The following is a 20,933-nucleotide window of genomic DNA, read 5'->3' as shown; positions in this document are numbered from 1 at the left end:
GCGCTGGAATTTGAACCCGCGCGTATGGCCGCGCAACAAACGGACGCCTCCCTCCTCCGACAGGATCCCGCCATGCGCCGCCTGTTCGTCGCGCTCTGCCTGCTCACCGCCGCCTTGTGGTCGGTGCCCGCCTTGGCGCAGGCGCGCAATCAGCTCGGGCCGCTCTGCACCACCGAGACCACGCCGGCGGATCAGATGATCGACGCCTGCAACAAGATCATCGCACTGAAGGTCTTCAAGGGCGAGCAGCTCGCGACCGTCTATTTCTGGCGTGCGGTGGGCTGGAACAAGAAAGGCGATTACGCCAAGGTCATCGCGGATGCCACGGAGGCGATCCGGCTGCAGCCGAGCCAGGCGGTCTACAATCTGCGAGGATCGGCCTATTACGACAAGGGCGAGTACGACATCGCGATCGCCGATTTCGACGATGCGCTGAAGCTCGGGCCGCCGAGCGGCATCATCTTTCACAACCGTGGCAATGCCTGGCGCGGAAAGGGCGACTACGCCAAGGCAATCGCCGACTACGATGCCACGATCAAGCTGGAGCCGAAATCCGCGTTTGCATTCAAGAACCGCGGCATCTCCAAGCAAGCACTCGGCGATCTCGACGGCGCACTCGCCGACATCAACCAGGCGATCCGGCTCGACCCGACCCTGCCGCAGCCGCTGATCAACCGCACCGCGATCTGGCGCGCCAAGGGCGATCTCGACCGCGCAATCGCCGACGGCAGCGAGGCGATCCGGCTTGCGAAGGAGAAGCCGCCGACCAACATCATGACGCCGCCGAACAGCGTGCTGATTTCCGGCTATGTCCATCGCGCGCTCGCCTACGAGGCGAAAGGCGACTATTCCCACGCCCGCGACGACTACAAGGCAACGCTGGCGATCGCAGCTTCGGATGCCGGCAGCAAGGCCAACCAGGCGACGGCGAAGGTACGACTCTCGCTGGTGACCGACGCGAGTGCGCCGATCCCGCGCGATGCGCCGACGCCGTCGCCACAACAGCAGGGGACGCCTGTGCAGCAGCAGGGCAACGCCACGGCAGCGTCCTCGCCTACCCCCGCAAGCCCCGGCAAGCGCATGGCGCTGGTCATCGGCAACGGCGCCTATGCCCATGTCAAGGCGCTGCCCAATCCGCCCAATGACGCACGCGCGGTGGCAAAGAGCCTGCGCGAGATCGGCTTCACCGTGTCCGAGGGCGTCGATCTCGACCGCACAGCGATGCAGAAGATGACGCGCGACTTCCTGCGCGACGCGGCGCGTGCGCAGGTGGCGGTGGTCTACTATGCCGGGCATGGCGTGCAGGTCGACGGCCGCAACTACCTCATCCCCGTCGACGTCGAGCTCAAGAGGGGCGCCAACATGACGGAGGCGATGATCGATATGGACACGATCATGGCCGGGCTCGACGACCAGGTCCGCACCAACATTCTGATTTTTGATGCCTGCCGCAACAATCCGATGGCGCAGCAGGTGGCTTCGGCCGGGACCAGTCGCGGCATCGAAGGCGCCTCGGGCCTCGCAGCGCCGACGAGACTCGGCAGTGGCGCGACGCTGGGCGCCGGCACGCTGATCGCATTCGCCACCGCACCGGGCCAAGTGGCGCTCGACGGCGACGGCGCCAACTCGCCGTTCTCCGCCGCCCTCTCCCGTCACATCGGCACGCCGGGCTTAGAGGTGCAGCAGATGCTGACGCGGGTGCGGGCCGAGGTGGTGTCGACCACCAAGAACAAGCAGGTGCCGTGGTCGAACTCGTCGCTGCTGGGCGAGGTATATCTGGTGGAGAAATGAGGGCGCGATTCGCGCCGTCCGTCGCGACTGCAGCGAAGCTGCTCGACACACACACTCAGTCGTCATCGCCTGGCTTGACCGGGCGATCCAGTATTCCAGAGACAGCGAAAGATTCGGAGAAGCCGGGGCGTACTGGATTCCCGGCTTTCGCGGGGAATGACAGCGAGGGGAGGAAAGCAGGTTCCGCATCTCGCTACACCATGCGGGCTACGCCTGCTTGATACGAAGCCGACATCGCTCAAAACGTAGATGGCCGGGACAAGCCCGGCCATGACGCTATCTGCGCTGCTGGACAGAGCCTAGTTGCCCCACACTTCCTTGGCGATCTCGACGGCGAGGCTGAGCTTGGCCCACTGCTCCTCCTCGGAAAGGATGTTGCCTTCTTCCGTCGAAGCGAAGCCGCATTGCGGGGAGAGCGCGAGCTGCTCCAGCGGGGCGAACTTCGCGGCTTCCTCGAGACGCCGCTTGATGTCGTCCTTCTTCTCGAGCTCGCCGAACTTCGAGGTGATGACGCCGACCACGACGACCTTGTTGCCCTTGGGCAGGAAGCGCAGCGGCTCGAAGCCGCCGGCACGGTCGGAATCATATTCCAGGAAGTAGCCGTCGTAGTTGGTGCCGGCGAGCAGGGTCTCGGCGACCGGCTCGTAGCCGCCCGAGGAGATCCAGGTCGAGCGGAAATTGCCGCGGCAGACGTGAGTCGAGATCACCATGTCGGCGGGCTTCTCGGCGAGCGCGTAGTTGATGATGCGTGCATAGATCTGCTGCAGGCCGTCCGGATTGTCGCCGCGCTCGCGCGCCTTCTTCAACTCGTCCTGCGAGCAGAGATAGGCCCACACCGTGTCGTCGAACTGGAGATAACGGCAGCCGGCGTCGTAGAACGCCTTGACGGCTTTCCGATAGGTCTTGCCGAGATCCTCGTAGAAGGCATCGAGATCCGGATAGACGTCCTTGGAGATCGACTTGCGGCCACCGCGGAAGTGCAGCACCGCTGGCGAGGGGATCGTCATCTTGGCCGTGACGTGGGCCTGGTCGGCGTACTTCTTCAGGAAGCGGAAGTGATCCAGCATCGGATGGTTGTCAGGGAAATCGAGCTTGCCGATCACCCGCACCGCGTCATGCCGCGTCTCGACGCCCGCGAACTGGATGCCCGTGTCCGGATGGAACATTTCGCAGCCGGTGAGCTTGGCCAGGAAATCGAAATGCCACCAGGAGCGGCGGAATTCACCGTCGGTCGCGAGCTTCAGGCCGACCGAGGCCTGCTTGTGCACGACCTTCTCGATCTCCATGTCCTCGACCTTGCGCAGGTCATCGGCCGAGATCTCGCCCTTCTCGAGTTTTGCGCGGGCTTCCTTGATCTTGGCTGGGCGCAGGAGGCTGCCGACCTCGTCGGCGCGGAACGGGGCTCTGGTTCGCTGCATTTTGTTACTCCCGGGATTTCTAGTGGGCGGCCGCCCCGGCGACGCCGAGATGGCGCTCAAGGACCGAGGGGTCGGCCTTCAGCGCGGCGCTCGGGGCGTCGTGGACGATCGTTCCGCGCTCCAATATCACAACGCGGTCGGCAAGCCCCAGAATCTTTTGGGCATTCTGCTCAACGATGATCGAGCAGATGCCGCCTGCCCGGGTGATGGTCCCGATCGCCTTCAGCAGCTCCTCGACGATGATGGGGGCCAGGCCCTCGGTCGGCTCGTCCAGCAGCAGGACCTTCGGATTGAGGGTGAGCGCGCGGCCGATCGCGAGCATCTGCTGCTCGCCGCCGGAGAGCTGGTTGCCAAAATTGCTTCGCCGCTCCTTCAGCCGCGGGAACATCTCGTAGATTTTCTCGACTGTCCAGGGACCGGGCTGCGCCACCGCGGTCATGTTCTCCTCCACCGTGAGCGAGCGGAAGATGTTGCGCTCCTGCGGCACCCAGCCGATGCCGGCGCGCGCCCGCTGGTCGGGCCGCAGAGCCGTGACGTCGGTGCCGGCGAGCGCGACACTGCCTGCGAAGCGACGGGTGACGCCGACGATGGAGTTGATCAGCGTGGTCTTGCCGGTGCCGTTGCGGCCGAGCAGTGCCAGCACCTGCCCCTCCGCAAGGCATAGGGACATGTTGGGCAGCACCACCGCCTCGCCATAGCCGGCGCGCAGGGATTCGATTGCGAGCAGGTCAGACATTGACCGCCTCCTCGCCCAGATAGACGGCCTTGACCTGGGGGTCGCGCGCGACCTGGTCGGGCGGGCCTTCGGTGAGAAGCGCCCCCGAGACCAGCACCGAGATGCGATCGGCGAAGGAGAAGACGAGGTCCATGTCATGCTCGATCAGGAGCACGGTGACCTCGCGCGGCAGCGCGCCGACCACGGCCAGGATGTCGTGGCGCTCGCTTTCGGGCACGCCGGCGGCGGGCTCATCGAGCAGCAGCACGCGCGGCTTGGCCGCGATTGCGACCGCGATCTCGAGCAGGCGTTGCTTGCCGTAAGGCAGCGTCACGGTCTGCTCGTTCATGACATCGAGCAGATGGAAGCGCGTCAGGAGATCGGCGATCTCGTCATTGACGTCGTCGCGCGTCCCCATCCGCCGCCACCAGTCGCCGCCATGGCCGAGCCGCTCGGAGACGGCGAGCCCGATGGTCTCGAGCGGGGTCAGGTCGGGATAGAGCTGGTTGATCTGGAAGGTGCGCGACAGGCCGCGCAGCACGCGCTTGTGCACGGGCAGATCGGTAATGTCCTGGCCTTCGAGCAGGATGCGCCCGGAATTCGGCTTGAGAACGCCGGTGAGTTGGTTGATCACCGTGGTCTTGCCGGCGCCGTTCGGGCCGATCAGCGCGTGACGAGCGCCCTGCTCGATCCTGAGCGACAGGTCGCGGGTGACGCGCAGGCCGCCGAACGTCTTTTCGAGATTCTGGGTTTCGAGCGCAATGGTCATGCGTCGCTCTCCGGCACGGCGACGACGGCCTTGCGCCCGGCCACCTGCTTGATGATCAGGTTCGGCACGAACAGAACCCAGCGATGCAGGCGTTGACGGCCGACCAGGACGATCACGACCAGCACGAGCCCGATCCAGAACTGCCAGTATTGTGGGGTGATGGTGGAGAACCATTCCTGAAGCATACGGAACACCACGGCGCCGATCAGGCCGCCATAGAGATAGCCGGTGCCGCCGATGACCAGCACCAGCATCAGGTCGGCGGAGCGTTCGAAGGCGAACACGTCGAGCGAGGCGATCGCCGTGGTCTGGGTGAACAGCGCCCCAGCTATGCCGGCATAGAAGGCGGCGAGCGTGTAGATCGCGATCAGGCGGCGGTTGACGGGAATGCCGATCGCCGCAGCCCGCAGCGGATTGTTCTTGATCGCGCGCAGCGACAGGCCGAACGGCGAATGCACGACGCGGCGGGCGAGCAGGAACAAGAGGAACAGCACGGCGAGCGAGTAGAAGAAACCGGCCTTGCCGAACATGTCGAACGGGATTTGGCCGAAGATCGGCTGCATCTCGATGCCCTGCAATCCGTCGGTGCCGCCGGTGATGTTGGAGAAGCGCTCGGCGAGCGCTTCCAACAGCAGCGCGATGCCGAGCGTCACCATCAGCCGGGTCAGGTCAACGCCGCGGATCACCAGGAAGCTGGTGGCGAATCCGAGCACCATCGCGGCAAGGCCAGCGGCGAGCAGCGCCAGCACCGGCTCGTTGATGATCCCATGCAGGGCAAGAAGGCCTGCGCCATAGGCACCGACGCCGAAGAAGGCGGCGTGGCCGAGCGACACGATGCCGGCATAGCCGAGGATGAGGTCGAGCGACATCGCAAACAGCGCCAGGCGCAGGATGTCGGTCATGATCAGATAGCGCGTGGGAAACAGAAAGCCACAGGCCAGCACGATGAGCCAGAAGGCGACTTCGCCATAGTGCCAGCGCGCCTGGCGCTGGGCGTGGTAACCGACGTCGGAAGAAGCGTTCATCGGCTTTAACTCAACGCGCGGCCGTGCGGCCGAACAGGCCGTTCGGGCGCCAGATCAGGATCACGATCATCATGGTGTAGATCACGAAAGGGCCCATCTTCGGCACGTAATACTTGCCGGCGACGTCGCCGATGCCGAGCAGGAGCGAGGCCAGGAACGGGCCGGTGATCGAGGAGGAACCGCCGACGGTAACCACGATCAGGAAGTAGATCATGAACTTCAGCGGGAAATACGGGTCGAGGCCGAGGATCTCGGCGCTGAGCGCGCCGCCGAGGCCGGCGAGCCCGCAACCAAATGCAAAGGTGAATGCGAACACCTGCGGCACGTTGATGCCGAGGCCGCTCGCGGCGCGGGGATCGTCGACCGCGGCGCGCAAACGGCTGCCGAAGCGGGTCTTGGCCAGCACCATCTGGAGCGCGATGGTGAGGAGTCCGCAGATCACGATGATCATCAGCCGGTAGCGGCCGATGCCGATGCCGAACACATCGAACTGGCCCTGGAGCGCGGCCGGCAGGTTGATGAAGACGCGCGATGATCCCTGGATGTAGTCGACGGCGGCGACCGACATAAAGGTCAGGCCGATCGTGAAGAGCACCTGGTCGAGATGGCTGCGCGTGTAGAGATGGCGGTAAAGTGTGCGTTCGAGCGCGATGCCGATGGCCGCGGCCGAGACGAAGGCGAGCGGCAGCGCTGCGAAGAACGGCCAGCCCAGCCGGTTGACCAGCACCATGCAGACATAGCCGCCGGCCATTGCGAAGGCGCCGTGAGCGAGATTGACGAAGTTCATCAGGCCGAGCGTGACCGCAAGCCCGCAGGCGAGCACGAACAGCAGCATGCCGTAGGCAACGCCATCGAACAGGTTGGTGAGGATTGCGGTCATCGATCCTGCTTAGAGCTAGTCGTCATGGCCGGGCTCTTGTCCCGGCCATCCACGCGTTCTTCTCTGGTCTTTCTTTTCTTGGCTTTGCGTGGATGCCCGGGTCAAGCCCGGGCATAACGCAGAGGAGCTGCTTGGCAGCTCCAGTATGACGCGCTTTCGCGCGTCACTTCTTGGTCTTGCCCAGATCCTTGACGCCCTCGAAGGTCGCGAACTCGACGTTGTAGAGCTCGCCGTCGACCTTCTCGACCTTGCGGATGTAGATGTTCTGGACGATGTCTCGGGTCTCCGGGTCGATCGAGATCGGGCCGCGCGGGCTCTCCCACTTCTGACCCTTCATGGCCTCGACCAGCTTGGTGCCGTCGGTGTCGCCATTGGTTTTCTTCAGCGCCTCGTAGATCAGGTGGATGCCATCATAGCCGCTCACCGCCATGAAACCCGGACGGTTGCCGAAAGCCTTCTTGTAGGCCGCGACGAAATCCTTGTTCATCTGCGAGGGATGGGCCGCGGAATAGAGATGCGCGGTGACCGTGCCAAGCACGGCGTCGCCCATATTGTTGAGGAGGTCGTCGTCGGTGACGTCGCCCGGTCCGATCACCTTGATGCCGGCCTTGTCGAGGCCGCGCTCGGCATATTGCTTCATGAAGTTGCCGCCCTGGCCCGCCGGCACGAACACGAAGATCGCGTCGGGCTTGGCGTCCTTCATGCGCTGCAGGAACGGCGCGAAATCCGGGTTCTGCAGCGGCACTTTGACCTCTTCGACCACCTCGCCGCCGCCGGCGGTGAAGTGCTCCTTGAAGAAGTTGAGCGCGTCATTGCCCGGCGCATAGTCCGAGGTCAGCGTCGCCACCTTCTTGATGCCGTTCTTCACCGCCCAGTCGCCGATGATCGTCGAGGACTGCGCCAGGGTAAAGCTGGTGCGAACGATGTAGGGCGAGCGTTCGGTGATGATGGAGGTGCCGGCCGCCATCACGACTTCCGGGATCTTGGCTTGGGTTGCGAGCGGCGCGGCGGCGAGCGCAGCCGGCGTCACGCCGAAGCCGGCGATGAAATTGACCTTGTCGTTGACGATCAGCTCCTGCGCAGCCGTCTTGGTCTTGTCGGGAATCGCAGCGTCGTCCTTGACGATGATCTCGACCTTCTTACCGGCGACGGTGTCGCCCTTCTGCTGCATGTAGAGCTTGATCGCGTTCTCGATCTGCTTGCCGGTCGAGGCCTGGCCGCCGGTCATCGGCAGGATCAGGCCGACCTTGACGCTATCCGCCGCCTTGGCGGGCGCGGCGGCTGCAAGGGCCGCGATGGCGGCCACCGCGGCGACCCGAGAAAACTTGCTTTCGAACATCAGATGTCCCTCCCCTTCATTCCTGACCTCTTGTGCGCCGGACCGAGTGCCCGGTCCTTGCCTCAGCTTAGCTCACGCGCGAGCCACATGGCGTCTTTCGCGCCCCTATTGTCAATCGGACGTTTGGCGACCATTCGGCGCAAGCCGATCGTTCCGATTGGCGACCGCGGGAGCGATGTCGCGGTTACGTTCAGGTAACCCCGCGCATCTCGACCTTTGTCGCTTTCATTTGTACGGTTGTACAAATAAAATGGACTTGTCAACGAAAAATCCCGTCGCCGATCAAGCCAGTTTGTCGCGAGCCTTTCGGTCCAGTCTAGGAATGGGATACGCGGCGTGGATGGAGGATTAAGCCTTTCTCTTGCAGAATCTGTACATCCGGGGAGCCGCCGGGCGACCGACTCTTGGTAGCCAATTACCTACCTCGAATAAGCCTATTTTACCTTGTTGATGACTACTCTCCCGGCGCCGGCCACAGCCGGCCTTTCCGTTCCAATTCCCGTGCTCAGACAATGCCGACGCGTTTCCGCTCCTTCACAATCCTCTTAGCGCTCGCTGCAGGGCTCTGCGGCTGCGGCACCGTCAACGAGAAGCTGTCGGCCGGCATGGGCGACTACATCCCGCAATGGGCCGGCGGCCTGCCGGCCGACGCCCCGCCGCGGCCGGGCACGCCGCAATACGACGCCTACATGAAGGAGCGCGAGCGCAAGCGGCTGATGCCGGCGGCCGAGCGCGAGAAGGAGGAACAGGCGCAGAAGGGCGCTACGGGCTCGACGTCAGGCGGCGCGGTGCATTGAGAGGTGAATAGCGAATAGGGAAGCCGGGCTTCTTCCATTCACTATTCGCCACTCCCCGTTCGCTAATCCACAAACACCACGGTCTTGCGGCCGTTGAGGATGACACGATCCTGCAGGTGATAGCGGATCGCGCGCGCGAGCACGCGGCGTTCGATGTCGCGGCCCTTGCGGACGAGATCTTCGGGCGTGTCGCGATGGCTGATGCGCTCGACGTCCTGGTCGATGATCGGGCCCTCGTCGAGGTCGCGCGTGACGTAATGCGCGGTCGCGCCGATCAGCTTCACGCCGCGCTCGTGCGCCTGGTGATAGGGCTTTGCGCCTTTGAAGCCCGGCAGGAACGAGTGATGGATGTTGATACAGCGGCCTGACAGCTTGGCCGAGAGATCATCCGACAGGATCTGCATGTAGCGGGCGAGCACCACGAGATCGGTCCCGGTCTTCGCAACTAGATCGAGGATCTGCCCCTCCTGCTCGCGCTTGGTCTCCCTGGTGATCGGCAGGTGATGGAACGGGATCTCGCCGAAATCGAGCCCGGCATAGACCTCACGCGGATGGTTGGAGACGATCGCGGTCGGGATCATCGGCAGTTCGCCGGTGCGCCAGCGGTAGAGGATGTCGACCAGACAGTGGTCGGACTTCGACACCAAAAGCATCACCTTGCGATGCGCCGCGCGGTCGCGCATCTGCCATTCCATGCCGAAACGCTCGGCGATCGCGGCAAAACCGGTTTGCAGCGCCGGCAGTTCCACGGCGAGATCGGCCGCGGTGAACACCACGCGCATGAAGAATTTCTCGGTCTCGATGTCGTCGAACTGCTGGGCGTCGAGGATGTTCTGTCCATTGTGGGCAAGAAAGGTCGACACCGCCGAGACGATGCCGGGGCGATCCGGACAGGAGAGCGTCAGGACATATTGATGGTCGGGCATGGGCCTTGATGAAGGTTTGTGCAAACGATGCGGAACACCGCGATTTGGGCCCTGCTCTATCATCGCCCCCGCCCTTGCGCCAATCCCGCACGCGGAGTCAGGATGAACGTAACATTGCGATTTTCGACCGGAGCACGCCCATGGCCGACCGCTTGAACGGCTACCGCATCCTGATCCTGGAAGCGCGCGAGGAGGCGCAGTTCTCGAAGCTTTTGGCCGAGCAAGGCGCCGAGGTCGTGCAATGTCCGATGTTTGCCATTCACGACGCGCCCGACCCCGCCCCGGTCGAGGCCTGGATCCGCCGCGCCATCGACAAGCCGTTCGACGACCTCGTGCTGATGACCGGCGAAGGCCTGCGGCGGATCATGAAGCTCGCAGCCGCGCACGGGCTCGATCGGGCCCTGGTCGCGTCCCTCGCCCAATCGCGAAAATTCGCCCGCGGGCCGAAACCCGGCAGGGCGCTGCGCGAGGTCGCTCTCGACGCGCAGCAGACCACGGAGAAGCCGACCACGGAGGGCGTGATCGAGATGCTGGCGAAGATCGACCTGAAGGGGCATCGCCTCGGGCTTCAGCTCTATCCTGACAAGGACCACAGCGCGCTGACCGGCGCGCTTACGGCGCAGGGCGCTGACGTCGATGCGGTGCTGCCCTACGTCTACGATCCCAAGGCGGCCGACGCCAACATCGTGGCCGCGATCGAGGCGATGGCGGAGGGGCGGATCGATTCGATCGCGCTGACCAATCTCGGCCAGGTCCGCCGCCTGATCGAGACCGCAAAGGCGCACGGCAGCGAGGCGCGCCTGCGCGCCGGGTTCGAGCGGACGCTGATCGCGTCAGTGGGACCTGCGGTCTCTGGCGAGCTCGCGGCTCACGGCTTGCGCGCTGACGTCTCGCCGGTGGAAGACCACTATTTCATGCGCCCGCTGATCTCGGCGATGGCGGCGGCGCTCGCGGAGAAACGGCCGAAAGTGGCGGGCTAATCGCCAGGCGCGATACCTAGGCTGCCACCTGCGAGGCGGCCGACATCAGCTCCTGCGGGCTCGGCGCTCCGAACATGCGCTGGCCGCCGTCAGGAACCTCCGTAAACGTCCAGCGCACGATCCCCTCCCGGTCGAGCAGGAACTGGCCGAACAATTGGCCCGTGCCGGTTGCCGCCATGCGCTGATCGGCTTCGGTCATCTCGTAGCCGTCCTTGTTGTTGAGGTACTCGGCGGCCGTCGGGCGGTTCATCGGGCCGGGCAATTCGCCGGGCATATCGACTTGCATGCTCATGACCACGTCCATGCCCACCTTGCGCGGCCACTCGGTCTCGTTCTCCGTGAACTCGATATTGGGCAAGCCGAACGCGCGGTGAGAGACCCGATCGGGGTCGGAGGCTGCAAGCAGGTTGGGCAATGGATGATAACGGAAATAGAGCCGCGCCCGGTCGATCGGCGTATTGACGATCGTGAGACTTTCGACGCCCTTCCCGCGCAGCGCGCCGTCAAGCTGTGCCTGCGCCGCGATGTGGCGCCGGCAGAACGGGCAGTGCAGGCCACGGAACAAGCCGACCAGAATCGGACTATGCCCGCGATAATCATCGAGCGCGATCTTTCCTTCGCGTGTGATGGCGTCCAGCACGACGTTCGGCGCGCGATCGCCCGGCTGAAGTGGTCCATCGACATGACGGTCTGACATGGTTGAACTCCCTCACATTGGCTAGTCAAGAAACGGCAATACGATCAGCCCTGCGGGATCGAGCCCGTGCCGGGCGCAAACATCATGGGCCAGCGCAAAATACCGCTCGGCCTCGGGCATGTTGTCTCGATCAAGGTTCAGTGTCGCAAGACCATCATAGCACGGAAAGAGCTGCTGCGGCTCGCCGCTCTCGCTCGCCACCTCGATGGCTTCGTTGTAGCAGCGCGCGGCCAGGTCCGGCCGGAAATGGCATTGATGGATCTGCCCGAGCACGATCAGGGGTACCGGCAGATGCTCGCGCTGATCGAGCGCGCGGTCGATCTCGATCGCCTTTTCGGCGGCAGGCACTCCCTCCTCCGTACATCTGTCCGTGAAGGTGCAACAGGCGACGGCAAAATTGGCAAGGAGGCGCGCCTGGAAGCCGAGATCGCCGATACGATGCGCGACGTCGAGTCCGCGCCGGCAAACCTCCACGGCTTGCGCCGGGTCGATGATCGTGTAGAGCACGCCAAGGTTGGTGTAGCCGCGACACGCCACGTTGAGGAGGCCTGCGGCTTCGGCTGCTGCGACACTTTGCTCCACCTCGCGCACCGCCACCTGGTGTCGTCCAAGCCGCGCCAGCGCGACCCCCTTGGTGTTGAGAGCCTCCGCAATCGCGCGCGCTGCCTCGAGCCCGGTTTGCTCGTCCGCGTCCACCGGCACGGACCGCGCGTGGCCGAGCGCCTCGTCTGCCCATTTCGCCGCAGCGACGTGATCGCCCAAGCGAAACGCGAGACGGCCGCGCTCCTGCAGGAGATGCGCCCACTCGATCGGCGCGTCGGTCGCGCCAAGCCGTTCGGCTGCATCCGCATAGTGCGTCTCTGCCCTGATGCGCTTGCCGGCGTCCCACAACAATCCGCCGAGTTTGCGAAGAATTCGCGCTTCGCCGATGCGGTCCGCCACCGCGCGGTGCCCCTCCAGCGCGCTTTGGTAGTGCTCCTCGGCCGTGCTTCGGCGACCTGCCACACGGCAGAGGTCCGCGATCCGCTCGTACAAGACCAACCGCTCCGGATCCCGTTCGCCGCCGGTCAACAGCACGGCGAGAGACTGCTGGTAGAAGCGGATGGCATCGTCGTTGGCATAGCTCGCGCGTGCGCGATCGCCGGCCGCGCGCAGATAGTGCGCGCCTTTCGGCTTGCTCGCGCTCAGGCTGAAGTGGTGTCCGAGCAGGATGAGATCCTCGAGCCGCTCGGGCGCGTTGCCATAGAGCCGCTCCAGCGCGGCACCAATCCGTCCATGGAGCTCGATCCGGCGCTGCAGGAGCAAGTTTTGATAGATCACGTCCTGAAGCATGGTTTGCGTGAAACGGTAGGCCCGCAGCGAAATCGAATTCGAGCCTGCGACCTCCTCGATGATCTCGGCGTCGCACAGAAGTTCGAGCCCTGCTTCGACCCTTGCCGGCTCGGTTGCCGCCGCGCCGAGAACAGCAGCATCAAAGCGCGGGCCTATCACCGCGGCCTCCTGAGCCAAGTGGCGCACCTGATGTGGCAACCGATCCAGGCGCGCCAGCAACAAGGCCTGAATGCTTGCCGGAATATCGGTTGCGGTTTCGTCCGACTTCATCCGCCACTGCGCGCCGTCGCGCTCCAGGGCGCCGGCCTCGATGAGGCCGCGTATGATCTCCTCGAGGAAAAGCGGATTGCCGCTCGCACGTTCGAGGATCCGACTGAACAGATTTGCCAGCGGTTCATGCCAGCCGTGACTGAAATAGGCCGCGAGCAGCCTTTGTCCGTCAGCATCGCCAAGCGGAGGCAGCCGAAGGGTCGTGTGACTGATCCTGCTCGAACCGAACTGATCCAGCTCCAGCATGGGCCGATGCGTAAAGAGCAGCATCAGCCGCGTCCGCTCCAGCCGGTCCATCAGGAACCGCAACGCTTCGAGGGACACAGCATCGGCCCAATGCAGATCCTCGACAATGATCAGAAGCGGAGACAAGGCGAGGCGACGTTCGAAGACGGTGCGAATCGCGAAGAAGATCTGCCGGCGGAGCTGTTCGGGCTCGACATGCCTGAGCAAGGCGTTGGGATCACCGAGGCCAAGAACGTGCAAATAGAGGGGCATCAGGCGATCGGCCTCTTCAGCCGCAAGGCCAAGCTCCGACAGCGCTTCTGCGACCTTCGCCTCGGCCTCTGCCGCACCGGCCTTCTGTGCGATGCCATAGGCGCTGCGCAGCACGGCGGCGAGTGTGCCGTAGGATTGTTCGCCGAGCGGCGAGCAGATCGCCTGCCGGATCGCCACGCCTGCGAAACGATCCTCGTCGCGGATGCGGGCGACGAATTCGCTCACCAGCCGCGTTTTTCCGATGCCGGCTTCGCCGACCAGCCGCACCAGTTGAGCCGCGCCGCCGCATGCGAGATCAAGGCTGCCGATCATGCGCGCCAGCTCGCCGTCCCGCCCGATCAGCGGCGCATCGAGGCCGAGCGTGTCGAGACCTCGTGCCGCACGCGGCACCTCGAGCGGCCCCTTCAGGCGGTGGACCAGGACGCTGCCCATCTTGCCCTTAAGCGAGACCTCGCCAAGCGATTCATAGGAGAACGCATGCCGCGTCAGACGGTGCGTCAACGGCCCGACCAGCACCTCGCCCGGAGACGCCATCGATTGCAGTCGCTGGGCGGTATTCACGGTGTCGCCGGTCACCGAATAGGATTTCGCAACACCCACGCCCAGCCCACCCGCAACGACATGCCCGGTGTTGATGCCGACATGGAGCAGCAGCGGTGAACCGGCATACGCCTTCGCGCGGTCGCTGAGACGCGCCGTCCGGCCGATCATGTCGAGGGCAGCGCGGACCGCACGCTCGGGGTCGTCCTCGTGCGCGGCGGGCGCGCCAAAAAGCGCAAGCAGCGCATCGCCGATGAATTTGTCGACGAAGCCGCCGAAACTCTGCACCGCGGCCGTCAGCTCCTCGAACAATTCGTTCTGAAGCGTCTGCATGATCTCGGGATCGAGCCGCTCGCTCATTGCAGTGAAGCCGCTGAGGTCGGCAAACAACACGGTAATGGTGCGGCGGTTCGCCTCGCTATCGATTTTGTCCGACTGCTCGGCCGTCGGCGCGAGCGATGGCGAGGAGGACCTGATCGGGAGTGTCAACGGGCTCGTCTGCACCGATGCCTGCCCGCCGCCTGTGGGGGCCCCAGAGACGAGCGCGCCGCATTTCGGGCAATAGGCGAAATCCGGTGCGCATGGAAAGCCGCAGCCAGGGCACGCGTTCGGTTGCTTCGTGCCGCACTTCGGGCAGAAGGCAAAGCCGCTCTGAACCTCGAAACCGCAACCCGAGCACTTCATGGCCCAAGACCTTTCCTGGCCCAAGACCTTTCATAACCCAAGACCCATAGCCCAAGACCTCGCGGAAGCCGCGATGGCGCGATCCGCCGGGCCCTGCCGAATGGGCCGAGTGATACGAGCCAGAATGGGCTCGGCGCGCCGGAAGAGCAAGCGGCGGTTGGAGACGCGACGCATGGTGCATCGCGATTTGTCGGCAAGCATGGCGGCATACAGTAGCGCCAATTGACACGGGCATCGTCGGTACTACCCTGCCAAACAGAAGAACAAATAAGAAGGACAGGGAATCGCCGTGAAACCCGTCACCGCATCTTGAGCACAGCCACACGACCTTCCGCACTCGCGCCATTTCGCATCCGCAACTACCGCTTCCAATGGCCATCCGATCTGCTCACCTCCTGGGCGTTCGAGGTCGAAACGCTGGTGCTTGGCTGGTACATCATGGTCGAGACCGGCTCGGTGCTGCTGCTCACCGTCCTTGCCTCGTTGCAATATGTCGGAACGCTGGTTGCGCCGGTGTTCGGCATGATCGGAGACCGCATGGGTCACCGCGATCTTCTGGTCGCAATGCGCCTTGCCTATACGGTGCTGTCGTCGACCATCATGGCGCTCGCTCTCACCGGCCATCTGGCACCGCTCAATGTCATGATCATCGTCGCGGTCATGGGCCTGATCCGCCCCTCGGATCTCGGCGTTCGTGGCGCGCTGCTCGCCGACATCATGCCGGCCGAGCAGCTAGTCGGCGCCATCAGCTTCGCACGCACGACGCAGGATAGCGCGCGCATCGCCGGAGCGTTGACGGGCGCCGGACTGTTCGCTGCGCTCGGTATTGGCCTCGTGTACGTAGCGATCGCCGGCTTCTATTTTGTCGCCGCGATTCTGATGCTCTGCCTGACCCGGCCGAAAAAGTCGGTTGTCGCGAGTCATCTCCCAGCGAACGACCGCGCTATCCCGAGATTGCTGGGTGACCTGAAGGAAGGCATCGTCTACGCCTGGAATGGCCCGGGGATGCGCGCAGCGCTTTGCGTTGCGTTCCTGGCCAATCTCACCGCATTTCCACTGACGAACGGCTTGCTGCCCTATGTCGCGCGCGACATCTTTCACACCGACCAGACCGGCCTCGGCTACCTGTCGGCGAGCTTCGCCATGGGCTCGCTGACCGGTTCGATCACCCTCAGCCTGGTGAGCGGCCTGCGCATCGCCCGGCTTCTGATCGGCGCGACACTGGCGTGGTACGCGATGCTGCTGGTGTTCGTCGAACTCAGGACCATGCCGGTGGCCATGGCTTGCCTCGTGCTCGCCGGCATTGCCCAGAGCATGTCGATGATTGCGGCCGCCGTGATCCTGATGCGCACCGCGAGCGCGCATCTGCGCGGCCGTGTCATGGGGGTACGCATGATGGTGATCTACGGCCTGCCGCTCGGGTTGCTCGCCGCCGGTAGCTTGATCGACATGATCGGCTATTCCGCGATGGGATCGCTCTATGCGGTCTCGGGGATTATCGCGATGCTGGCGATCGCGATCCGCTGGCGTGAGGATCTGTGGCCGGCACACGCGCCAGCCAACGCAGGATAACGAGGCGTTCCGCCTCTGGACCGGGCCCCTCTCTCCGAACCAAGATTTGACCGTAGGTCGTTCCGTCTGCGCGGCACTGCGTGCCGTCCAGGGCTTGATCAATCTGAAGTGAATAGCCGGCGAAGTTCGGGACCTCGCTCCTCGCTGGTTCCCAATTGACAAGCAGGCCCGCTTTGGCAGAGTCGTGGGCCTGGGGATGGCGATCTCCCCATGAGGCGACATGCCCAAGCATCGCGTCCGGATTTCTGAGAAGGACGCAGCATGTCAACCGTCGACGACAGGTCTTCGCCAGATCGTTCGCCGCCTCTGCTGGGCGTAAGAAATCTGACCAAGCGCTATGGAAGCGACGGCACCGCCATCGACGGCGTGACGTTTTCTGCCGTCGCCGGCGAAGTCCTCGGCATTATCGGTCCAAATGGCGCCGGCAAGACGACGCTCCTGGAATCCATTGCCGGACTTCTACCGGTGAATTCGGGCAACGTTTTTTGGCACGGAGAGCCGTTGCACGCAGGCCGTCGGCGCGACGTCCTGTTCTACCTGCCTGATGGCGTCCGTCCATACCAAGACCAATCGGCACTGCAGGTCGTCTCGTTTGTCGGCGACGTCTTTCGACGCTCAGACGCAGATATCAAATCGACCATCGAAGCGCTCGGATTGCAACCGGTGCTTCGAAAGCGCGTGCACGCGCTGTCAAAAGGCTATGCCCGCCGCCTGATGCTGACCATCGGACTGCTTGCGCCGCATGAGCTGTTGCTGATGGACGAACCATTTGACGGATTTGATCTGCGGCAGACGCGCGATGTCATGGGCGTACTGCGTCGACAGACGGCGCGCGGACGCACGCTGATCCTCTCAATTCACCAATTGCAGGACGCTGAACGGGTCTGTGACCGCTTCATCCTGCTCTCGGCAGGGCAGGTGCGCGGGTCCGGAGGACTCGCTGAGCTGCGCGCGCAAACGAGACTGCCGAACGGCTCGCTGGAGGATATCTTTCTTGCGCTCACGTGAGGCATACGCACGATCGACCGCACCGATCGTCCCGCTGCTCGCAAAGGAGCTCCGCGAGGTCACGGCCGGGCGAGCACTTTGGACGATGTTGCTGCTGGTCTGTCCGCTCGTTGGGTACAGCTTCGTCCAGGCAGTCTCGCTCTATAGCGAGTCAAGTGCGGCGGCCCTGCAGTCGCCAGTTTTGGCGAGGAGCCTATCACCGCTCGACGGAATCCTGGTTCCGACATTCGGCTCATTCTATGTGGCCGTGACGTTGTTGTTTCCCTTCGTGGCGATCCGGGTGCTGGGCCAGGAGAAGGAAAGTGGCGCATTGCGCCTGCTGGTCCAATTGCCGTACCGCCCCTCGACGCTGATCGCCGCGAAATTTTGCGCCGTGCTGGCAGCCTGGCTTATGGTCAGCATTCCTGTGCTCTCCGCGCTGGCCGTCTGGGCCGTATTGGGCGGTCATCTGGCCGTGCCGGAGACGCTGAATCTGTTGTTCGGCCATTTGCTCTATGGCCTGCTGGCCGGAGCCATCGGGTTGCTCGCCGCGGTCATCTCCGACAATTCAGCCACTGCCGCCATCATCGCCCTTGCCGTCACGATCGGATCATGGGTGCTGGACTTCACGCTCGCGGGCCGCTCCGGCCTGTCGGCTTGGCTTGCGCAGATGTCGCTAACCCAGACGCTGCGTCCGTTCGAACAGGGGCTCCTCTCGGCCGGCCTCGTGCTTGGCGTGGCGGCCGTCATTGGCGGGCTTACTGCGCTGACAGTTGTCTGGCTCCCTCCTGGAACACCGGTGCGAACGAAAATCATCCGTTCTGTATCTTGTGTGCTTGTCGTTGTCGTTGCGCTCGCCGGCGCAGCTCAGATAAGGGCGTCCGTGGATCTCAGCGAGGATCGTCGCAACTCCTTCTCGCGCGCAGATGAACGCTTGCTCGCGACGCTTCGGCGTCCCTTGATCATCAGGGTCAATCTCGCCGCTGAGGACCCCCGCTATATCGATCTTCGGCGGAACGTTCTGGCGAAGCTCGAGCGCGTCATGCCCGACGTCACCGTCGTTCTCGCGAGCGAGCGGTCGAACGTTACGAGACCATCGGACGCCTATGGCCAGATTGAGTATGTCTACGGTGATCGAACCGACGTAAGCCGCTCCACCAGCCCGCGGGAGATACTGCCGCTGCTATATGCGCTCGCGGGCGCGCAGCCACCGGCGCCTGGCGTCGGCGAAGAGTACCCTGGTTATCCCTTGGCCGTTAGCGCGGACGCGACGCTGCCGTGGTTCTTCGGCGGATTGCCGCTCCTGATCGTGTTCGCCTGGCGACACATTCGCCGGCTCCCGCCGGACAAAGGCTCGCTCGTTCATCATCAAGGAGTAAAGCGATGAGTGTCAGCAAGAAAATCGGAGTGGTCATTTTCTCGGCAATCGGTTGTGCGGCGCTGGCGCTGCCAGGCTTGGCCGCGGAACCAATCAAAATTGACCTCTCGAATGAAACCGTCGGCGGGGAGCCAAAATCACTGGTGCCGATGGTGGGCTTCTGGAGGATCGAGGAGGACGGCGGCAAGAAGGTGCTAACCGTCGATGGCCGCCAGTGGAAGGAAGGGCAATCGTCGGCAGGTATCGCCGACAAGGCGCGCGCGCTCTACGGGGAACGCTATGCAGAATTCCTCGATCGCGTGCAAGCCTATGCCTATTATCCGTACGTGGTTGCGCCGAAGGTCGACAATTTCACCAATGGCGAGATCTCGGTGCGCTTTGAAGGCTTGTCCGGTCGCATCGACCAGGGCGCCGGCATTCTGTTCAACCTCAAGGCAAACGGAGACTACCTGACAGTTCGCGCGAACTGTCTGGAGAACAATATCGTGCTGTGGAAGTTCGAGAGGGGCAAGCGCTCTTCCGTCAAATGGGTGCGCAACACACCGACCGCGACGCGGCAGTGGCACGACCTCAAGGTCCGCGTGAACGGCACGAAGGTGGAAGGCTATCTCGATGGCAAGCTCTACCTGGAGCACACGCTGGCCCAACCGGTCTCGGGCCGGATCGGGCTCTGGTCGAAGGCCGACAGCCACATGTATTTCGCGGACTACACGGTATCCGCCGGCAGTAATTGAAGGGAACAGGAGGGAAGATCGAAAGAAGAGGACAGGCGCAATGGACAGGAGATGGATATGGGCAGGCAGCGGCCTGCTGCTGTTGGGATTCGAGGCGATCGGTTCGAAGGACGGCCAAGCCACGAAGGTTGCCGTCAATACGCAGACCAGTCGGCTACGTGCCGCCGATGACGACGAGGATTGAGTAGATGGCTTCCTTCGTCGAGCGGTATCGGTGACATCGGGGCAGGCAGGTCTCAGGCAGGTTCGCGCCCATAATATGAAGTGCTGGCTCCGAGGAACCAGCAAGCTTCGACGGCGTTGACAAATCCGTCAGTCGCGCTTTATCTGCGCGGACGGGGAAGCGATCTCCCCGTGAGGCGACATGCCCAAGAATCGCGTCCTGTTTTCCGAGAAGGAAGGACGCTGCATGTCTGCTGTTTGGCCGCCCCCATCCGAAACGCATCTTATTTTCTCGCCCGCGCCGAGATTCTGCAGCGAGCGGTGGATCGACTCCGCTGCCCGAAACCAGGCGGCCGAGCCTCGCGATACGTCAAATCTAGAAATCATCACGGATGTCAACGGAGGACAATCATGACCTATGTCATGAAGCCGCTGTCCTGCGATCCGAGCCGTATTCGCGGCATGTCGGAGCGGATGATCATCAGTCATTACGAGAACAACTATGGCGGCGCGGTCAAACGGCTCAATCTGATCGATGAGCAACTTGCCGGGCTGGATTTTGCTACTGCGCCGGGCTTTCTGATCAACGGGCTCAAGCGTGAGCAGCTCATCGCGACCAACTCGATGATCCTCCATGAAGTGTTCTTTGCCGGGCTTGGCGACGAGAGCGAACCCGACACGAGCTTAAAGGAGGCACTGGCGCGTGACTTCGGCTCTTACGAGCGGTGGCGCACCGAATTCGCCGCCATGGGCAAGGCGCTCGGTGGCGGCTCCGGCTGGGTGCTGCTGACCTGGTCGCCGCGCGACCACAAGTTCGTCAATCAATGGGCTTCGGACCACTGCCACACCTTGGCCGGCGGCACGCCGATCCTGGCGCTCGATATGTACGAGCATTCCTATCACATCGACTACGGCGCCAAGGCTGCGAGCTACGTCGACGTCTTCATGGCGGCAATCGATTGGCCGGCTGTGCAACGTGCGTTTGAAGGGACACAGAGCTGATGCGTGGAAGAGACGCTGTTCGATTGGTTGTCTGCGCGGCGGCGCTGGCCTTGGCATTTGACGCGCGTGCGGAAGATCAGTTTCGAATGCTGGATGGCAAGCAGATCCGCGCGCGCGTTGTCGGCCAAGACATCACGGATGGACCGCACTGGTCCATGTATCTCCGACCGGATGGCGCTCTCATCAGTTCAGAATCGGGAAGCTCTTGGACCGGGAACTGGAAAATTCGGGACGACAAGCTGTGTATGACGATGCCAAGCAGCCCGTCGCTTGTGTGCAATGAAGTCTGGATGTCAGGGCCGTACATCAGGATGCACGCCAACAAGGATGGGGAGACATTCGACGCAAGGGTCATGGCGCATCCAGCCAAGCAATGAAGAATGCGGGCTGGCCCGTCGGGGCAACGCCCGCCGAATGAGGATGCTGGTATCCTCACG

General features: G+C 63.6%; 19 protein-coding genes. 10 read left to right on the top strand and 9 right to left on the bottom strand.

Annotation, left to right across the window (positions count from 1 at the left end):
* The first annotated feature begins 72 nt into the window (after window positions 1–72).
* Window positions 73–1,791, top strand: coding sequence for a caspase family protein (locus MTX21_RS39605; protein WP_280969834.1), 1,719 nt, complete (start codon window positions 73–75; stop codon window positions 1,789–1,791).
* 299 nt (window positions 1,792–2,090) lie between these two features.
* On the opposite strand, the gene MTX21_RS39600 is transcribed toward MTX21_RS39605, so the two are convergent.
* From MTX21_RS39600 to MTX21_RS39575, 6 genes are all read right to left on the bottom strand, one after another.
* Complete coding sequence (locus tag MTX21_RS39600; protein ID WP_280969833.1) at window positions 2,091–3,209, bottom strand: cobalamin-independent methionine synthase II family protein; 1,119 nt, start codon at window positions 3,207–3,209, stop codon at window positions 2,091–2,093.
* Between the two features lie 19 nt (window positions 3,210–3,228).
* Window positions 3,229–3,945 (bottom strand): ABC transporter ATP-binding protein, encoded by a 717-nt coding sequence (locus MTX21_RS39595; protein ID WP_280969832.1) that lies wholly within the window; start codon window positions 3,943–3,945, stop codon window positions 3,229–3,231.
* Window positions 3,938–4,693 carry an ABC transporter ATP-binding protein gene (locus MTX21_RS39590; protein ID WP_280969831.1) on the bottom strand — a complete coding sequence of 252 codons (756 nt, stop codon included), beginning with the start codon at window positions 4,691–4,693 and terminating at the stop codon, window positions 3,938–3,940. Before MTX21_RS39590 ends, MTX21_RS39595 begins: the two co-directional genes overlap by 8 nt.
* Entirely contained in the window at window positions 4,690–5,718 is a 1,029-nt protein-coding gene (locus MTX21_RS39585; protein WP_280969830.1) for a branched-chain amino acid ABC transporter permease, read from the bottom strand. Before MTX21_RS39585 ends, MTX21_RS39590 begins: the two co-directional genes overlap by 4 nt.
* A 10-nt stretch (window positions 5,719–5,728) precedes the next feature.
* On the bottom strand, window positions 5,729–6,598 hold the full coding sequence (locus MTX21_RS39580; protein WP_280969829.1) for a branched-chain amino acid ABC transporter permease: 870 nt from the start codon (window positions 6,596–6,598) through the stop codon (window positions 5,729–5,731).
* A gap of 163 nt (window positions 6,599–6,761) precedes the next feature.
* Window positions 6,762–7,937: an ABC transporter substrate-binding protein gene (locus MTX21_RS39575; protein ID WP_280969828.1), complete on the bottom strand. Its 1,176-nt coding sequence runs from the start codon at window positions 7,935–7,937 to the stop codon at window positions 6,762–6,764.
* A gap of 512 nt (window positions 7,938–8,449) precedes the next feature.
* On the opposite strand from MTX21_RS39575, the gene MTX21_RS39570 reads away from it, so the two are divergent.
* On the top strand, window positions 8,450–8,734 hold the full coding sequence (locus MTX21_RS39570) for a hypothetical protein (RefSeq protein ID WP_280969827.1): 285 nt from the start codon (window positions 8,450–8,452) through the stop codon (window positions 8,732–8,734).
* Between the two features lie 62 nt (window positions 8,735–8,796).
* Here the strand turns inward: MTX21_RS39570 and purU are convergent, their stop codons facing one another.
* Window positions 8,797–9,660, bottom strand: coding sequence for a formyltetrahydrofolate deformylase (gene purU / locus MTX21_RS39565; RefSeq protein ID WP_280969826.1), 864 nt, complete (start codon window positions 9,658–9,660; stop codon window positions 8,797–8,799).
* 140 nt (window positions 9,661–9,800) lie between these two features.
* Here purU and MTX21_RS39560 point away from each other — a divergent pair, with 140 nt between their 5' ends.
* Window positions 9,801–10,640, top strand: coding sequence for a uroporphyrinogen-III synthase (locus tag MTX21_RS39560; protein WP_280969825.1), 840 nt, complete (start codon window positions 9,801–9,803; stop codon window positions 10,638–10,640).
* A 16-nt stretch (window positions 10,641–10,656) separates the two neighbouring features.
* Here MTX21_RS39560 and MTX21_RS39555 read toward each other — a convergent pair whose 3' ends face one another.
* Window positions 10,657–11,337, bottom strand: a complete 681-nt coding sequence (locus MTX21_RS39555) for a peroxiredoxin-like family protein (protein WP_280969824.1) — start codon at window positions 11,335–11,337, stop codon at window positions 10,657–10,659.
* A 21-nt stretch (window positions 11,338–11,358) separates the two neighbouring features.
* A complete protein-coding gene (locus MTX21_RS39550) occupies window positions 11,359–14,661 on the bottom strand; it encodes an adenylate/guanylate cyclase domain-containing protein (protein WP_280969823.1) in 3,303 nt (1,100 codons plus the stop codon).
* Window positions 14,662–14,970: 309 nt separating this feature from the next.
* On the opposite strand from MTX21_RS39550, the gene MTX21_RS39545 reads away from it, so the two are divergent.
* The 7 genes from MTX21_RS39545 (at window position 14,971) to MTX21_RS39515 (ending at window position 20,873) form a co-directional block, all read left to right on the top strand.
* Window positions 14,971–16,233 (top strand): MFS transporter, encoded by a 1,263-nt coding sequence (locus tag MTX21_RS39545; protein ID WP_280969822.1) that lies wholly within the window; start codon window positions 14,971–14,973, stop codon window positions 16,231–16,233.
* Window positions 16,234–16,494: 261 nt separating this feature from the next.
* Window positions 16,495–17,241 (top strand): ABC transporter ATP-binding protein, encoded by a 747-nt coding sequence (locus tag MTX21_RS39540; protein ID WP_280969821.1) that lies wholly within the window; start codon window positions 16,495–16,497, stop codon window positions 17,239–17,241.
* On the top strand, window positions 17,228–18,607 hold the full coding sequence (locus MTX21_RS39535) for an ABC transporter permease subunit (RefSeq protein ID WP_280969820.1): 1,380 nt from the start codon (window positions 17,228–17,230) through the stop codon (window positions 18,605–18,607). The genes MTX21_RS39540 and MTX21_RS39535 overlap by 14 nt, the downstream gene beginning before the upstream one ends.
* A complete protein-coding gene (locus tag MTX21_RS39530) occupies window positions 18,604–19,332 on the top strand; it encodes a hypothetical protein (RefSeq protein ID WP_280969819.1) in 729 nt (242 codons plus the stop codon). The genes MTX21_RS39535 and MTX21_RS39530 overlap by 4 nt, the downstream gene beginning before the upstream one ends.
* Window positions 19,333–19,372: 40 nt before the next feature.
* Entirely contained in the window at window positions 19,373–19,516 is a 144-nt protein-coding gene (locus MTX21_RS39525) for a hypothetical protein (RefSeq protein WP_280969818.1), read from the top strand.
* A 389-nt stretch (window positions 19,517–19,905) separates the two neighbouring features.
* Entirely contained in the window at window positions 19,906–20,496 is a 591-nt protein-coding gene (locus tag MTX21_RS39520; protein ID WP_280969817.1) for a Fe-Mn family superoxide dismutase, read from the top strand.
* A complete protein-coding gene (locus tag MTX21_RS39515) occupies window positions 20,496–20,873 on the top strand; it encodes a hypothetical protein (protein ID WP_280969816.1) in 378 nt (125 codons plus the stop codon). Before MTX21_RS39520 ends, MTX21_RS39515 begins: the two co-directional genes overlap by 1 nt.
* Window positions 20,874–20,933 lie beyond the last annotated feature (60 nt).

Origin of the sequence: Bradyrhizobium sp. ISRA430, assembly GCF_029909975.1 — a bacterium.
Lineage (GTDB): Bacteria > Pseudomonadota > Alphaproteobacteria > Rhizobiales > Xanthobacteraceae > Bradyrhizobium.
Note: the sequence above shows the minus strand (reverse complement) of the source record. Positions and strands in the feature narration are given on the sequence as shown.

Excerpts from the sequence above, each read along its gene's own strand:
- MTX21_RS39520 (WP_280969817.1), top strand. The coding sequence starts at position 19,906 with ATGACCTATGTCATGAAGCCGCTGTCCTGCGATCCGAGCCGTATTCGC.
- MTX21_RS39525 (WP_280969818.1), top strand. The coding sequence starts at position 19,373 with ATGGACAGGAGATGGATATGGGCAGGCAGCGGCCTGCTGCTGTTGGGA.
- MTX21_RS39540 (WP_280969821.1), top strand. The coding sequence starts at position 16,495 with ATGTCAACCGTCGACGACAGGTCTTCGCCAGATCGTTCGCCGCCTCTG.
- MTX21_RS39530 (WP_280969819.1), top strand. The coding sequence starts at position 18,604 with ATGAGTGTCAGCAAGAAAATCGGAGTGGTCATTTTCTCGGCAATCGGT.
- MTX21_RS39550 (WP_280969823.1), bottom strand. The coding sequence starts at position 14,661 with ATGAAGTGCTCGGGTTGCGGTTTCGAGGTTCAGAGCGGCTTTGCCTTC.
- purU (WP_280969826.1), bottom strand. The coding sequence starts at position 9,660 with ATGCCCGACCATCAATATGTCCTGACGCTCTCCTGTCCGGATCGCCCC.
- MTX21_RS39515 (WP_280969816.1), top strand. The coding sequence starts at position 20,496 with ATGCGTGGAAGAGACGCTGTTCGATTGGTTGTCTGCGCGGCGGCGCTG.
- MTX21_RS39580 (WP_280969829.1), bottom strand. The coding sequence starts at position 6,598 with ATGACCGCAATCCTCACCAACCTGTTCGATGGCGTTGCCTACGGCATG.
- MTX21_RS39585 (WP_280969830.1), bottom strand. The coding sequence starts at position 5,718 with ATGAACGCTTCTTCCGACGTCGGTTACCACGCCCAGCGCCAGGCGCGC.
- MTX21_RS39595 (WP_280969832.1), bottom strand. The coding sequence starts at position 3,945 with ATGTCTGACCTGCTCGCAATCGAATCCCTGCGCGCCGGCTATGGCGAG.
- MTX21_RS39575 (WP_280969828.1), bottom strand. The coding sequence starts at position 7,937 with ATGTTCGAAAGCAAGTTTTCTCGGGTCGCCGCGGTGGCCGCCATCGCG.
- MTX21_RS39590 (WP_280969831.1), bottom strand. The coding sequence starts at position 4,693 with ATGACCATTGCGCTCGAAACCCAGAATCTCGAAAAGACGTTCGGCGGC.
- MTX21_RS39600 (WP_280969833.1), bottom strand. The coding sequence starts at position 3,209 with ATGCAGCGAACCAGAGCCCCGTTCCGCGCCGACGAGGTCGGCAGCCTC.
- MTX21_RS39605 (WP_280969834.1), top strand. The coding sequence starts at position 73 with ATGCGCCGCCTGTTCGTCGCGCTCTGCCTGCTCACCGCCGCCTTGTGG.
- MTX21_RS39555 (WP_280969824.1), bottom strand. The coding sequence starts at position 11,337 with ATGTCAGACCGTCATGTCGATGGACCACTTCAGCCGGGCGATCGCGCG.
- MTX21_RS39560 (WP_280969825.1), top strand. The coding sequence starts at position 9,801 with ATGGCCGACCGCTTGAACGGCTACCGCATCCTGATCCTGGAAGCGCGC.
- MTX21_RS39570 (WP_280969827.1), top strand. The coding sequence starts at position 8,450 with ATGCCGACGCGTTTCCGCTCCTTCACAATCCTCTTAGCGCTCGCTGCA.